This is a genomic window from Proteus sp. Marseille-Q3619, assembly GCF_965283115.1.
The window spans coordinates 3,583,747-3,599,599 of sequence record NZ_CBDIMP010000001.1 but is presented as its reverse complement, the minus strand read 5'-3'; the positions used below and the strand labels follow the sequence as shown (position 1 = coordinate 3,599,599).

12 protein-coding genes and 1 pseudogene are annotated in these 15,853 nt (G+C 37.8%); 3 read left to right on the top strand and 10 right to left on the bottom strand.

The features are described from left to right. Positions 1-12: 12 nt before the first annotated feature. Both ACWPWK_RS16460 and fabA read left to right on the top strand, forming a co-directional pair. Positions 13-1,755, top strand: a complete 1,743-nt coding sequence (locus ACWPWK_RS16460; RefSeq protein ID WP_109373550.1) for an AAA family ATPase — start codon at positions 13-15, stop codon at positions 1,753-1,755. Between the two features lie 83 nt (positions 1,756-1,838). Next, positions 1,839-2,357 carry a bifunctional 3-hydroxydecanoyl-ACP dehydratase/trans-2-decenoyl-ACP isomerase gene (gene fabA, locus ACWPWK_RS16455; RefSeq protein WP_109373549.1) on the top strand — a complete coding sequence of 173 codons (519 nt, stop codon included), beginning with the start codon at positions 1,839-1,841 and terminating at the stop codon, positions 2,355-2,357. 237 nt (positions 2,358-2,594) lie between these two features. On the opposite strand, the pseudogene ACWPWK_RS16450 reads toward fabA, so the two are convergent. From ACWPWK_RS16450 to rlmKL, 7 genes and pseudogenes are all read right to left on the bottom strand, one after another. Next, a pseudogene (locus tag ACWPWK_RS16450) lies at positions 2,595-2,798 on the bottom strand (zinc ribbon domain-containing protein); the annotation flags it as partial. 283 nt (positions 2,799-3,081) lie between these two features. After that, on the bottom strand, positions 3,082-3,252 hold the full coding sequence (rmf, locus tag ACWPWK_RS16445; protein ID WP_023581348.1) for a ribosome modulation factor: 171 nt from the start codon (positions 3,250-3,252) through the stop codon (positions 3,082-3,084). Positions 3,253-3,922: 670 nt separating this feature from the next. Beyond that, positions 3,923-4,495: a membrane integrity-associated transporter subunit PqiC gene (gene pqiC, locus ACWPWK_RS16440; RefSeq protein ID WP_109373548.1), complete on the bottom strand. Its 573-nt coding sequence runs from the start codon at positions 4,493-4,495 to the stop codon at positions 3,923-3,925. Continuing rightward, positions 4,495-6,147 carry an intermembrane transport protein PqiB gene (gene pqiB / locus ACWPWK_RS16435; RefSeq protein ID WP_109373547.1) on the bottom strand — a complete coding sequence of 551 codons (1,653 nt, stop codon included), beginning with the start codon at positions 6,145-6,147 and terminating at the stop codon, positions 4,495-4,497. Before pqiB ends, pqiC begins: the two co-directional genes overlap by 1 nt. Beyond that, on the bottom strand, positions 6,140-7,429 hold the full coding sequence (gene pqiA / locus ACWPWK_RS16430) for a membrane integrity-associated transporter subunit PqiA (RefSeq protein WP_109373546.1): 1,290 nt from the start codon (positions 7,427-7,429) through the stop codon (positions 6,140-6,142). The genes pqiB and pqiA overlap by 8 nt, the downstream gene beginning before the upstream one ends. An 85-nt stretch (positions 7,430-7,514) precedes the next feature. Continuing rightward, the gene (locus ACWPWK_RS16425) at positions 7,515-9,443 is read right to left on the bottom strand and encodes an ABC transporter ATP-binding protein (RefSeq protein WP_109373545.1); all 1,929 of its coding nucleotides are present in this window, start codon (positions 9,441-9,443) and stop codon (positions 7,515-7,517) included. Positions 9,444-9,449: 6 nt separating this feature from the next. After that, complete coding sequence (gene rlmKL, locus ACWPWK_RS16420; RefSeq protein WP_109373544.1) at positions 9,450-11,564, bottom strand: bifunctional 23S rRNA (guanine(2069)-N(7))-methyltransferase RlmK/23S rRNA (guanine(2445)-N(2))-methyltransferase RlmL; 2,115 nt, start codon at positions 11,562-11,564, stop codon at positions 9,450-9,452. A 108-nt stretch (positions 11,565-11,672) separates the two neighbouring features. Between rlmKL and ACWPWK_RS16415 the strand changes: the two genes are divergently transcribed. After that, positions 11,673-12,830 carry a YcbX family protein gene (locus ACWPWK_RS16415; protein ID WP_109373543.1) on the top strand — a complete coding sequence of 386 codons (1,158 nt, stop codon included), beginning with the start codon at positions 11,673-11,675 and terminating at the stop codon, positions 12,828-12,830. Positions 12,831-13,133: 303 nt separating this feature from the next. Here ACWPWK_RS16415 and ACWPWK_RS16410 read toward each other — a convergent pair whose 3' ends face one another. From ACWPWK_RS16410 to ACWPWK_RS16400, 3 genes are all read right to left on the bottom strand, one after another. Further along, the gene (locus ACWPWK_RS16410) at positions 13,134-13,391 is read right to left on the bottom strand and encodes a colicin E3-like toxin immunity protein (protein WP_088493276.1); all 258 of its coding nucleotides are present in this window, start codon (positions 13,389-13,391) and stop codon (positions 13,134-13,136) included. A gap of 10 nt (positions 13,392-13,401) precedes the next feature. Further along, a complete protein-coding gene (locus tag ACWPWK_RS16405) occupies positions 13,402-14,727 on the bottom strand; it encodes a colicin E3/pyocin S6 family cytotoxin (protein ID WP_109373542.1) in 1,326 nt (441 codons plus the stop codon). Positions 14,728-15,103: 376 nt separating this feature from the next. Then, positions 15,104-15,655, bottom strand: coding sequence for a cell division protein ZapC (locus ACWPWK_RS16400; RefSeq protein ID WP_109373541.1), 552 nt, complete (start codon positions 15,653-15,655; stop codon positions 15,104-15,106). Positions 15,656-15,853: the final 198 nt, after the last annotated feature.

Sequence of the window (15,853 nt, the reverse complement as noted above, 5' to 3'; positions counted from 1 at the left end):
AAAACGGTAACCTTGAAAAACAACGAATTAGAATGGCAGGCGTTACGTCCTGATTACGCCTCCTACCAAACTTTCTTTCAAACAGCATCTCAATTACCTGCATCTCTACTTCGTGAGGTTCAACCTCGCCTGTATGAAAGCCTGCAATGGTTAAACAATGCAGATTCAGGGCAGTTTATGCTGTTAAAAGCGGATGATTCTACTGCTTACTTTGATATGCTGACAGACACATTAACGCAATCAGGGATCAAAACTGATCCTGTTGTTGGCAGTTATCAAGCAGAAACCAATAAAATCGACTGGCAAGAAAATGTACAAGGTGCATTTTCATCATCAGAATCTATTACTTGTTGCCAATGGATAGAGCCAGAACAACTCTTTGGTTCATTCTATTGCCATAAAGACGAAGTTACCCTCAGCCCAGGCTTATTGCATAAAGTAAATGGAGGCATTTTAGTCCTCTCTATAAAATCTTTACTTGCACAACCACTAATGTGGTTCCGCCTTAAAAAAATGGTTGAAGAGCAGCGTTTTGAGTGGCTTGTTTGGAATGACAATCAATCCCTGCCTTTGCCTATTGAAAGCATGCCTCTCAATTTACGGGTTATTTTAGTCGGTGATAGATTAGGCCTTGAAGAGCTTGAATTTATGGAGCCTGAGCTAAGTAGCACTGCTTTATATGGTGAATATGAATACGATATGTATTTAGAAGACGAAACCGCTCTTTCTCAATGGTGTGGCTTTGTAAATTCATTGTGCCAAAAATATAGCCTCCCTTCTCTATCTGCGGATGCTTGGGAAGTCTTGCTAACACAAGCAGCAAGACAACATGAAGATCAGCTGATGCTAAGCCTAGATTTAGAATGGATCTTACGCCAGCTTCGTTATGCAATACGTTTTAATCATGGTGCTTCTCTAAATGCTGATGCATTAAAAAAAGCAGAAGAAAATCGCCTATGGCGACACAGTTATTTATTAGAACGTAGTCGTGATGAGATTTTACAAGACCAAGTAATGATACAAACAGAAGGTGAAGCTGTTGGTCAAATCAATGGACTTTCTGTCTTGGATTACCCTGGATATCCTGATTTAATCGGAGAACCAACTCGCATTACCTGCGTTGCACATATAGGTGATGGTGAGTTTACAGATGTTGAGCGAAAAGCTGAGCTTGGTGGCAATCTTCATGCTAAAGGAATGATGATTATGCAAGCTTATTTAAACTCAGAATTACGTTTAGACCAACCACAGCCATTTAGCACCTCAATTGTTTTTGAACAATCATATGGCGAGGTTGATGGTGATAGCGCCTCTCTGGCTGAATTATGTGCTTTTATTAGCACTCTGGCACAACAACCTATTGATCAACAAATTGCTGTTACAGGTGCCGTTGATCAATTTGGTCAAGTCCAACCGATTGGCGGCGTAAACCAGAAAATCGAAGGCTTCTTTGATATCTGCCAACAAAGAGGGCTAACTGGTGCACAAGGCGTAATTATTCCTCTTGCCAATATTCGCCATCTTGTACTCAACGAAAATGTACAACAAGCGGTAAAAGAAGAAAAATTTCATATTTGGCCTGTCACTCATGTAGCGGAAGCGATAACGTTACTGACTCGTCAGCCATATTATGAAGAGCAATGTGAACCAGAACAATCGGACTCACACTTGTTAGCTGTTATTCATGATCGTATAACACTTGCAAATAATCAGGATAGACCTAAATTACCTTGGTTCTTACGTCTATTCAGATAATTCTATTTCAAGTGATCGGAGTTGTTCAGCGTACAAGTGTAAGCTATTCTGTTGTCTTACACTTGATAAAGGCTATATAGACAATGGTTGATAAACGCGAATCTTATTCTAAAGAAGACCTCATTGCTTCAGGCCGTGGTGAATTATTTGGTCAAGATGGCCCACCACTGCCATCTGGTAATATGCTAATGATGGATCGCATCATTAAAATGACAGAAGATAGCGGCACCCATAATAAAGGCTTTATCGAAGCAGAATTCGATATCAAGCCAGATTTATGGTTCTTTGATTGCCACTTCGTGAATGATCCTGTTATGCCAGGTTGCTTAGGCCTAGATGCCATGTGGCAACTTGTTGGTTTCTATCTTGGCTGGCTTGGTGGTGAAGGTAAAGGCCGTGCGCTTGGTGTTGGTGAAGTTAAATTCACTGGACAAATATTACCAACAGCAAAAAAAGTTACCTATAAAATTGATTTCAAACGTGTTATCAATCGTAAACTGATCATGGGTATTGCCGATGGTGAAGTGTATGTTGATGGTAAGCTGATTTATGAAGCAAAAGACTTAAAAGTTGGCTTATTTAAAGATACAACTGCATTCTAAGATAGATAACCACCCGAACCTATTATAGAAATACCGTGTAACATAAAGTACACGGTATTTTTTTATAAAAAACAGATCATATTCAACTCAGTTTTTATCAATACATGCTGTCGATTGTTTATCTTTTAGATTCTTAAAATAATGTTTTATTTTAAGAGAGAAAGATAAGCTGTATGTAAGATAAACAAGTAATCCTAGTGACTGCTCCCCGCCCTGTCGAGCTAGGCTTCCCACTTCCTAGGCCGCAACCGTCTCTGCGACGGATTTATGCTGGCCTCCATGGGCAGAGACGACGAGATCCGCCGCCTGTAATTCCAGTATACCCTTGCGTTCGATGTTGATTGCCGCGTTGATATCGCGATCATGTTCAACTCCGCACTCAGGACATTGCCAGATGCGTTTATTTAACGGCATCTCCGGCATTTTGTGACCGCAACAGTGAATACTTGCTATTTTTCTTACTATTTATGGATTTCGTTTACGTAGAAACTCTCATGGATCAGAATAAAAAAATAATGACAATATAACGTAAAAAGGCTTACAAAAATGTAAGCCTTTTTTATATCCAAATTGATTGTTTGTTATTTATACCCAAATTGTCCTATGCTCAATATGTACATAGGAATATATAAATAACCCTCGTTTTGATTGTCGGTAAAATCTTAGTGATAATATTCAATAGGACTCAAAATTAGCCATGATATATTTCACTACGACGGGTTATTTATTTTACCAGACTAGGGCGATCTTCCATCGCCTGTCGCCAGCCTCCAAGCCAATGTGAACGCGCATCAATGGCGAAATAAGGGCAAAGTTCTTTTGAACGACCTTGCATACCAGCTTGATAACCTTTCGATAATGCTCTTGCTAAACGATCTCGTTTCTGTCTTTTCATATCTAGACAACCCTCACGTTCTAAGTTTAAGCGGAAAGATAATGATTGTTTTTTCAACAACCACTATAAATTGATACGCTTTATTACGCATTTAAGCAAGTAAAGAAGTTAATACAAATGTCATATTTGTGATGTTGAGCCAGCTAAAAATGTAATACCCAATGTTATTATTTATTTTATTTAATGATTTGATTTAAATATTATCTAATTCTTTTAATGGGTTATATTCAAACAAAACATAACCTATTGACATTTAATAAATATTATTAATTAAAAACAACTTTATTTATTTTTATCTTAGAAAATCAATAAATTAAATAAGATATAATAATGTTTATTTTTAAGTTTATGTCAATATAATACTTAGTTTATAAATATAACTTTTTGCTCTATTTTTATTTTTTCGTAGAAAACTCTTTTTAATTACCTTTGCTTTATTAAGGAATTAGCCATCATTGGAGGTAAAATAAGCTATTAATACCTCTTACATACTTCTATTAATTCAAACTCTTCAAATACAAGTTACATATCTTCTAAAAAAATGCTATGCAATACGCCAAGTTTAACTCTTCTTCACCTTTTCTCTTTTAGATATAAACAAAAACCCAATATTCAACTTAAATACAATTTAAGAGAATATTGGGTTTAAATAAACGTAATGCTAAGTCAGTTAGTATTGAGCTTGAATTGCTTTCGCTATCTCAGAAACAACTTGCTCCCATCCCTGCCCTAATGTACGCACTAAAGCAGGATAACCATCTTCCGTTTGTGTTAAAACTAAAGAAAATGGCTGATTAATAACCTTATTATTTTCAGCGTAGATCCAGTCACCTGAAATAATCACTTGCCCATCATAACGGCCTTGGAAGTAATTAACGGTAACGGTTAATTTCGCAAGATTATCTTCAACCGGTTGATTAGCAACAACTGTATCCGGCAATGCTTTTGTTAAACCTGAAATAAGGTTCTGTTGTAATTGCTGATCAAGTGGATTAATCCATAAATGTTGGTTAGCCACGGTATAGTTAATATCCGTCGTTTGATAAACAATTCCTGCATTAACTAGCATATTAGACAAACGGATCGGCTGAACCCAAATTTGGGGCTTCTTGGCTGACTGTGTTGTCGAGACTTGTTCTGACACGCCACCTTGATAAACATCGGGCAACTGATAATACGTTTTATCAATCTGACTTGAACATGCCGTTAGCATCAATACAAATACCCCAATGATGTATTTCATTATTTTTCAGCCCTCTTCGGTTCTGGATCTTTACCTTCCTTCGCTTCAAAAATTAATGCGTTGCTCTTATTGTTCAATGTTTTCAATAAAGGCTGCATCTCTCTTAAAACCTGATCAAGCTGCTGCATATTATCAATCATTTTTCCGTATGCAGGAGAGCCCGGTTGGAAGCCTTGCATACTGCGATTAATCTCTTTCAATGACTGTTGAATATCATTAGGAAGATTTCTAAATTCATCACTACCAATCATGGTATTCAATGCTTTTAGTGTCTCTTTCGCTTCAGCAACTGCTTTTTGGCTTTCAGCTAACGTTGCCGTCATCTCTTTAAGCATTGGCTCAACAGGAAGATTGTTGATCTTATCAAGTGATGTCATGACTTTTTGCTGAATTTGCGCTAAACCTGAACTTGTAGTCGGTATTTGTTGGAAACCAGCAACTTCTTGAGGGCCTTCCCATTTTGTTGCATCAGGGTAGAAATCAAGGTCAATATAAAGCGCACCAGTTAAAAGATTTCCCGATTTTAAAGAGGCTCTTAGCCCATTATTAGAGGCTGAAGTGATCTCTTTGACGAAGTCAAAACTTTCACCAACATCATTAGCAAAACGCTCTGGTTCAACATGAATTAGCACTGGAATACGAAAATCTTTATCCAGTGATTGTTGCATGCCTTTAGTGTAATAAGGTACTTGAACAACAGTACCCATGCGAATTCCACGGAATTCAACAGGTGCCCCCGCCTGTAATCCCCTTACAGAATCAGAGAAAAACATAATGTAACTGCGATAATCAGTATATAGCGAGTTTTGAATGCTCTTCTCATTATCGTAAAGTTTAAATTCTGTTTTAGGTACAATTTGATCGCCTGGTAACCATCCGTCTGGAACATCAAAACTAACGCCACCACTAAACAATGTGGAAAGTGATGCCATTTCAACACGAACACCCGATGAAGACATATCAAAGGCGATACCTGAATCTTTCCAGAATCTCACATTAGATGTCACCATTTTGTCATAAGGTGCTTTGATAAAGAGTTGATAATGCATATCTCTTGTATCAATATTGAACTCACTGGTTTCAACTGAACCAACTTGGTAACCTCTAAATAAAACTGGGTCACCTGCATTTAATTGACCTGCTTTTTCACTCACTAAATTAATGCGAATACCTTTTGCATCAGGCGAAGCAAGTGGCGGTGCATCAAGAAGATTAAACTCATCTTCTTCTTTACCCGTTAATCCTGGTTGTAGCTCAATATATGCGCCTGAAAGCAAGGTGCCTAAACCCGTTACACCCTCTTTACCTATTTGCGGTCTTACAACCCAGAATGCGGTATCTGCACGTAATAACTCTTTCATGCCAGTATCAAGGCGCGCTGTGATGATAACGCGACTAAAATTGCTATCGAGTGTGACACTTTCAACTAAACCGATATCCACACTGCGGCTTTTAATTTTGGTTTTACCTGCTTCAATGCCATCTGCATTATAGGTAATTAATGTAACTTCTGGACCCTGATGGCTGAAATGATAATAAAGTATCCATGCACCTATCAGTAAGGTGACAAGTGGTATGATCCAAACTGGAGACCAGCTTTTTAGTTTGTTAATTTTTGCTTCAGTTAAAGCAGTTTCATTCTTTTCAGTCACCCTTAGGCTCCTTAATCGTGGGTTTATCATCATCGGTTGTACACTTATCCCACGTCAACCGAGGATCAAACATCATTGCAGAGAACATAGTTAGCACTACAACCAATGCAAATAGCACCACACCAAAATCAGGATAGATGCTCATCAGACGTCCCATTCTGACTAATGAAGCTAAAACAGCAATTACAAAGACGTCAATCATCGACCAACGCCCTACATATTCAACAACTTCGTAGAGAAAATGCATTCTAGCAGGATCTCTTTTCCCATTAGATTTGTGTGCATCCCAACACAACCAAGCTATTGCTACCATTTTTAAACTTGGCACCATAATACTGGCAATAAATATCACCATTGCAACAGGATAAGAACCATCTTCCCAGAGCAAAATGACCCCTGCCATAATGGTTGAATAAAGGTTATTACCCAATGATTCAGTCACCATAATCGGCAATAAATTCGCGGGGATATAGAGGATCAACGAAGTAATCAACAGTGATACTGTCCATTGCAAACTTTTCGGCCTTCTTGCATGTCCTTTGACTTCACAACGACTACATTCATATTGGTCGGCAGGTAAAATTGCCGTACATGAACGACATAATCTTACACCTTGCTTTAATCCCGGCTTACCCGATTCTATGTCAGGATAAGCAGGACGAGGCTCTAATTTTTCCCATAAAGTATGTCTATCAAGACATTGGAAAGCACGAATTTGAAATAAGCAATAAAGCACATAAGGTGGGAAACTCAACCCCAGCCCAATATCACCATAAGCCATTAATTTTACAAAGCTAACTAAAATTCCTGCAAGAAAAATTTCTGCCATACACCACGATTTTAGTTGAAATAAAATACGCGATAACCAAATTTGTAGCTTTCTTGGTAATTTAACAGGTGTGCAAAGAAGCAAGATTGCGATCATGCAAAAAGCGGGCACAATCTGCACAAACAATAGGAAAAAGGCACCTAGTTCAACGTAGTTTTCACTAAACATCACCGTTGGAATTTGCATCAGTGTGACATTATTAGCAATACCTGCCACTTCCATACTAACAAAAGTAAATTGGCTCGCCATTAACAGCATAAACAATGCGCTGATTGCTAACGCAACAGGTTGATAAAAAGGTTGGCGCCAACGTGCAGTTAGCACAGTATGGCAGCGAGGGCATGTTGCTTTTGTTCCTTGTACTAATTCAGGAACACTGACCACCAGATCGCACTGAGGACATAATATTTGCTCATGTTTATGTTCATGACGATGTTGTTGACCAGAGCACACAGCGACACCTCTTATTTAGAATAATCAATAAAAGAATATTTAATCCAGAAAGTAAAACGGGGCGTGATGCCCCGTTTTCGGTTGGCTATTCGCCGTTTTGCATCAATTCTAGCTCTTGCCATCTGTCAAAAGCCGTTTCAAGTTCTTGTTCTTTGTCAGCAAGCGCCTTTAAGACTTTTTCTGTCTCTTCATGAGGACGAGTAAAGAAATCCGCCCCACTTACTTCTTCTTGTAATTCACTTAACTGCGTTTCTAAGCTTTCTAATTTAGCGGGAAGTTGCTCAAGCTCTCGTGTCAAATGATAACTTAACTTATTAGTACGAGTGTTCTTTTTAGAGCTATCTTTCACTTTTGTTTCTTTTTCAGCTTTTTCTGGTGCGTTGCGTGATTTATTTGTCTCACTCTTTAGTGAAACCGACTGTGCTCGTTGTTGCTGAGCATCGTAATATCCACCAACGTAGCTGTTAATAACACCATCACCTTCAAAGATCCAACACTCAGTAACACTATTATCAACAAATTCACGGTCATGGCTAACCAGTAAAACAGTGCCTTGGTAAGCATCAACGAGCTCTTCTAGTAATTCCAATGTTTCAACATCGAGATCATTGGTTGGCTCATCGAGAATTAGTAAATTACTAGGTTTTAAGAATAAACGTGCCAATAATAGACGGTTTCTCTCACCCCCTGAAAGTGCGCGAACAGGAGTCATCGCACGTTTAGGTGGGAATAAGAAATCTTGCAAATAACCAAGTACATGGCGAGGACGGCCATTTACCATCACCTCTTGCTTACCTTCTGCAAGGTTATCCATCACTGTTTTATCAGGATCAAGTGCCGCACGGTGCTGATCAAAGTAAGCGACTTCAAGCTTAGTACCACAATGAACTCGTCCGCTGTCTGCTTTTAAATCGCCTAACATGAGTTTCAATAAAGTGGTTTTACCGCAACCATTTGGCCCCACCAGCGCAATTTTATCACCACGTTGTACTTTGGCAGAAAAGTCACGAACTAACTTACGCATTCCAATGCTGTAATTAACATCTTCAAGTTCAAATACAATTTTACCAGAGCGAGTTGCTTCTTCGACCTGCATACGAGCACTGCCTAACACTTCACGGCGTTCGCTACGCTCAACACGTAGTGCTTTTAATGCTCTTACACGACCTTCGTTACGAGTACGTCGTGCTTTAATGCCTTGGCGTATCCACGCTTCTTCTTGCGCTAATTTGCGATCGAACTCTGCGTTTTGTTGCTCTTCAACACGCAATGCTTCTTCTTTACTTTCAAGATACTTATCGTAATTTCCCGGCCATGAAGAAAGTTTTCCACGATCAAGATCGATAATACGCGTTGCCATATTACGGATAAATGAACGGTCATGGGAAATAAACACGATACTTCCTTGGAAATCTTTTAAGAATTTCTCAAGCCAAAGGATCGTTTCAATATCAAGGTGGTTTGTTGGTTCATCTAAAAATAATACTCTTGGTGCACTGACTAGTGCGCGCCCTAATGCTGCTTTTCTTAACCAACCACCTGATAAAGAAGAAAGCTCTGCTTCACCCTCTAAACCGAGTTTTTCTAGTACTTCTGCAATTCGGCTATCAAGCAACCACAAGTTACGACTATCAAGTACTTCTTGTAGCTCTGCCATTTTATTGAGATTTTTATCAGAAGGGTCTGTCTCAATCAGTTTAGAAATATGGTGATAATCCGTTAGATATTTAGCATCTTCTTCAACGCCTTCTGCAACAAAGTCAAAAATAGTGCCTTCAATATCTCTTGGGGGATCTTGCTGTAAGCGAGCGGTTACAAGATCTTGCTCATAAACAACTTGACCATCATCTAAAGGTTGCTCTTTAGATAACACTCTTAATAGTGTTGATTTACCCGCACCATTGCGCCCAACTAAACAAACGCGTTCATTTTCTTCAATAAATAAATCGGTGCTATCTAATAGTGGGGCATCACTGAAAGATAAATAAGCCCCAGTCAAACTAATTAACGGCATTGTAAATTATTCCTCACCAGCATGAGTTAACAGCCAGCAATTGTGAATTTGACGGTTACGTGCAAAGTCTTGTGATAATGTTTTCTGTGTTATCTCTTTTGCACACAACCCAATTTTTGCTAACTCGTCATGTTCCATTTTGAATCCACGTTTGTTATTTGAGAACATAATTGTTCCGCCTTTTCTCAACAAACGTTTTAAATGTTTCATTAGTTCAATGTGATCACGCTGTACATCAAAGGTGTTTTCCATTCGTTTTGAGTTAGAAAACGTAGGCGGATCGATAAAGATCACATCAAATTGTTCGTTGCTCTGCATTAACCATTGAATGCAATCTGCTTGCATTAAACGGTGTTGTCTACCTGATAAGCCATTCGCTTGGAAGTTTTTCTCAGCCCATTCAAGATAAGTACGGGACATATCAACGGTTGTTGTGCTTTTTGCACCACCAATTCCTGCATGAACAGAAGCCGTACCGGTATAAGCAAAAAGATTTAAGAAGTCTTTTCCATTACTCATTTCACCCAGCATTTTTCGTGCAATACGGTGATCTAAGAACAATCCTGTATCGAGGTAATCGGTTAGATTTACCCAGAATTTTGCACCAAACTCGTCAACTAAGAAGAAATCACCTTTTTCGGCCATTTTTTCATACTGCTGCTTACCTTTTTGGCGCTGGCGTGTTTTTAAAATCAGTTGATCAGAACGTAATGCCAGTACTTCCATTGTTGCGCTAATTACATCAAATAAACGCTGGCGGGCTTTGTGTTCATTAACTGTTTTAGGTGGTGCATACTCTTGAATAACCACTTTATCGCCGTAACGGTCTACAGCAACATTATATTCAGGTAAATCCGCATCGTATAAGCGATAACATTCAATTTGCTGTTGTTTTGCCCATTTCGCGAGTTTTTTCTCATTTTTACGTAAACGGTTTGCAAAATCTTCCGCAAGTCCAGTGTTAATCGTGGATGGTGTATCAGAAAGTAAATAGTTCTTTTGTACACAATCAAGAGGACCATTTTTTGCTTTGAACTCTCGTTCAGCACGTAATTGAATGCAACTTAACAGTTCAGGTGATGCACTAAATAGTGACAATCTCCAACCTGGGAAATGTGCTTTTATCGCTCTTCCTAATTGGCTATGCAGAGCAATTAATGCAGGCTCACTTTCTAAACGCTCACCATAAGGTGGATTGCTGATAATTGTCCCTTTTATTTCTGTTGAAACAGGGTTTGTCAGTTTAGCTGCATCACCGTGAGCAAATGTAATCAGTTCAGCCACATCCGCTCTGCGGGCATTGGCTCTCGCCATATCCAACACACGTCTATCAACATCAAAGCCATAAAAACGCGCTGTTGTATTCTTTTTGCCTTCACGGAAACGGGCAAAAGCTTCATGAGTCACTTCTTTCCATAGCGCTTCATCGTGACCTAACCAATGACGGAATCCCCAATGCACACGATTTAATGCTGGCGCACAATCAGTCGCCATCATCGCTGCTTCAATTAATAATGTACCAGAGCCACACATTGGATCGATTAATGGTGTGTCAGTTTTCCAACCTGAACGCATAATAATAGCAGCAGCTAAATTTTCTTTTAAAGGCGCTTGACCTGTTAAATCACGATAACCACGTTGATGTAAACCATCGCCACTTAAGTCTAAAGATAGCGAGGCTTTTTCTTTATGAAGATGGATAGTTAAGCGGATATCAGGAGATTGTTTAGCGACATCTGGACGTTGCCCTATTTTACGTTGGAATGAGTCAACGATGGCATCTTTCGCTTTTAATGCACCATATTGGCTATTGCGAATAATGTCATTCGTGCCATTAAAATGAATAGCAAAAGTCTGATCAACAGTAAAAATCTCACTCCAATCAATTGCCTGCACACCAAGATATAAGTCTAGATCACTATAAACATTGAATTCATTTAACGGCAACATAATACGCGACGCTAAACGGCTCCAAAGTAAAGACTGATACATGGTTTTATCATCAGCACGAAAATAAACACCGCCTTGTGTTATCTGGCAAGCCTGAGCACCTAAGTGTTCAAGTTCAGATTTTAATAGTTCTTCCAGACCTCGGCCTGTGCTGGCAAACAGAGAGCGCATAATATTGTTACCACCTAAAATAAAATTGTTGGGCATTATAGCTAATTGTATTACGTTGTCATAAAGTTACTGGCTATAAAAAATAATAATGTCTTTTTGGGAGCACTGATGATCAACGTTTCACGCCTTTATATACACCCAGTTAAATCAATGAAGGGAATTCGACTTTCTCATGCATTTGCTCGTGAGAGCGGATTCACGTTTGATCGCGATTTTATGATAACCACCCCTGAAGGGACTTTTATCACGGCACGAAAATTTCCCGTTTTGCTGTGTTTTATTCCCACTGTCATGGCAAATGGTATTTATATTCAAGCACCTGATGGTGAAGGCATTGCTATCACCTATCAAGATTTTGAAACCACATTGCAACCGACAGAAGTTTGGGGCAACCATTTTACCGCGTATGTGGCACCAGATGAAATAAATCAGTGGTTCAGTCGTTATTTAAAAATGGATGTTCAACTTCGTTGGACAGGCGAAAAATCGACACGCCGAGTGAAAAAGAATCCAGAAACCGCTGTTTCTTTCGCTGATGGTTACCCTTACTTATTAATTAATGAAGCCTCATTTCAATACTTACAACAGCGTTGCCCCGCTTCAATTAATATTGAGCAATTTCGAGGTAATATCCTCATAACAGGTGCAAAGCCTTTTGAAGAAGATACTTGGCAGACTATTCGTGTTGGCTCTGTTGTGATGGACCTGATGAAACCTTGTAGCCGTTGCATCATGACCACTATAAGTATTGATAAAGGTGTTAAACATCCTAACACAGAACCACTCGCAACACTGCAAACATTCCGTAGCGATGAAACAGGTGATGTCGATTTTGGTCAAAATGTCATCATTCGTCAAACTGGTATAATTCGCGTGGGAGATACTGTTGAGGTATTAGCTTATAAAGAAGCGAAACAATATCTTGTAACAGTACCTGTTGAAACGCAATCAACACCTATTGTTGAACACGCACAAGAACAGACTGTCAGTATTGAATTTAACGGTGAAATTTTTGAGGGTAATAACCAAGAAGTCCTGTTAGAACAGCTTGAAAATAATGGTTATGTTATTCCTTATAGTTGCCGAGCTGGCCTTTGTGGCTCTTGTGTTATCCAATTAGATGAAGGCGATGTTAATGCATTAAAAGCCGGAGCAATTAAACGCTCAGGTAAAATTTTAGCCTGTAGTTGCATTCCTAAAGGTAATGTGAAACTTTCACTTAAAGATAATAAAAATCAAATAGATATAAACAAAAAAATGAAATAAAGAACTCAATATAAACACAGTTATATATAATATATATCGTTATCAGTAAATATTAAATTGATTAATTTTACCCCAATCATATATAACTGAGTTTATTGATGCACCCTCGATACCATTGCATTGGCAGTATTATGATTTTCCAGAACTGCATCACCTTATTAAGTACAAAGGTAATGAAAAAAATTTATTGGGAATGAGCAAGTTAGTTTATTAACCAACTGATTTTTCTATGATATCTCCAGTGCAAAAAAAAAGTCTCCGTTAAGAGACTTTTAAAATGATGTAAGTGAATATTGTACATATTTACCATTTATCACGATAAGCAAAACTAATAAAATAGTCATATTTATCTTGTTCAATTTTATGAGTTATATGTTTTTGAATATTGTTAACCCACTCTGTTTCCAAATCAAACTCACCATTATTGATAATATTTTCATCTTGGGGGTTAATAGTTTCATCAATTAGAAAGTCATCATCACCAAAATCTTTGGAATACTCTTCACCAATAAAATCATCAGTTTTTTTATCAAACCAATAAACTCTCAATTTTAATCCCATTATATTGTCCTTACAGATATTTTTTGATACTACGTTTTGGATCAGCAGGCTTTAATTGATTACCCGTTTTTGGATCAAATGCACCAATATGCTGTCCATCACTAGCGCGGTAACCTTCTATTTCCCCATGCTGATAATCCCATTCATAAATTTTACGCCCTTTGTCTCCAATCCAGCGAGTTCGTCTACCTGCACCGCCCTGTTTCGGTGTTTTAGGTTTACTTTCTTTTAATTCACCTAACCCTTTAATATCTTGAGTTTTAGGAGGTTCATGATAACTATGACCACGCTCTTTTACGCCTTGGCGGGGTTTATCTTTCTTCCCTGTCGATAAATAAATTGGTTTTATTCCCAATTCCCATGGAAACACCAAAATTATAGGCTCTTTCAGCGAAGACTGCTCTTTCTCACTTTCTGTAAAAAAAGTGGGGGCATCTAAAGGTAAGTTATTAAATCTAGGAATATCATAGACCTTACCAAGTAGATATCTATGTCTTTCTGGCTGAGGTAATGCAGTACCCGTTAAGATCTCCGCACTACCAATCTGAACAATTCTTTCTTGTTTCTCATTTGGTAAAGTATAAGCAAAAATACCTTTCTCAACAGTTTTTCTCGCTTCAACTACTCGAGTTTTAACTGGTACATTCGTTTTCACTAACTCAATTTGTTTTGTTCCATTAACTACCTGTTCAATGACAGTAGCCGAGGTATTAATTATCCCTTTTTGCTTTGCAATATCTCTTAATTGCGCTTCTTTAGGAATATTTAATCTCTGACCTGCCTCAGTAAGCGCAGTTTCTTTATTTTGGGGAAATTCTTGATAAATCATCGAAGGGTATCTATCACTCCCTACTCCAACTGGAGGAGAATACAGCATGAGGCCTGCACCTAAACCTAATGCACGACCTAAAATAGCCCCTAACGTTTCTGATGCAACCGTTGCATTTGTCGTTGTTACCACTGGAGTAAAAATAGCCACTGGGGCTAAATTAGCTTTATTGATACTCTTTCCTGGGATTAACGTAGATTGAGCAGATGTTATTGCTGTATTTAACTCAGCAGAAATACTGATTTGCGGCTTAGGTGCCGAAGTTAACATTTGAACAATAGAATCATATGATCCAACCGCTTTCTTTAAACTACCACTCATCATCCCCGCATACTGTAGATAACGCTGAGAATAAATTTTTATCGCTTTGGTTATATCACCTTCCCTGAAAGCATCCATCATCTCTTTACAATGCTTATCTTTTATTAAAAAGATGCAATCTATTTTTGCACATACAGGGCAAATATTACGCTTCATTACCTCGATCGGTTTGACACGTTCACTCATATAAATTCCTTTTTATATTCAATCATACAATGACGATAGTGATCTAATATGACCAACACACCATTATTTGACTATTCTGTTTTTTGATACGAGTGTTATAAACCTCCAGATCTATAGCTCACATTTGACATAAAGAAGATAATTTGCCCTTACCTTCTTTTTTATTTTAAATAAAACAGTTTATTTAATAAGAATTATCTTATTAAGAACTCAATAATGAATTATCAATAAACTCATTTTATTTTTTAGAAAAATATTACAGAAAGAGAGTAATGAAGATTTGATTTTAGGGAGTATTGTTTGGGGTGAATTTGTTTTTAGAATGTTATAAATAATGAGTGACGATAAAAAGAGTAAGTCCTTTTTACTCTTTTTGTTAAATAACTTTCTCGTACAAAAATGATCCTGACTCTGACTCTTTATGGTAATTGCTTAACCTATCATTCATAATTTTTATTGGGTCACAAAAATTAAGAGTTCTGTCAAATAATGTTAACTGAGGTTGAGCTAATAAACATAAACAAGCTTGAGCCCCCACTTCAGTCACTAAAAAAAGAGCGGTTTCGCCTTCTTCTTTTAATGAGGCTTCTACCACTTGAGATAAATAAGGGTTGATTTGATTATTGTTAACTTCAAAATACCAACTCTTAGGCATCAGTGGCTTTAAAAAGCGATGGGCTATTAATGCATTTAAAGCTAATTCAGCTCTTGATTCTGATGGCATATCTATTTGTCGAATTTGCTCATCGTATCCATAATAAAGAGCTGCATCATCGACGGTAAAAGATGCTGATTGTCGAGCACTCTCACTCAACATTTTGCTTGAAAAGCGGGAACGAAAAACCATACCATTTGCTAAATCAAGCATTAATTTTTGTTGCTCAACATCAAAATACCAACGCCAGCGATCATCGGGTTTTATTATCACTAATTAATCCCCCTTCGATTCATTCCCTGTTTTATACTCTGATAAACAATCAAAATTAAATGACCTAAATAAAATATTTAATATCACCTAACAAAAACAGGATTCATTTTACTATTAATTAAGCACAATCAGTGCAATTTAATAAAAAATAACCAACTAGGGGCAATATAAACGAGTTAGGGGCAGAAGAAAAGCCCC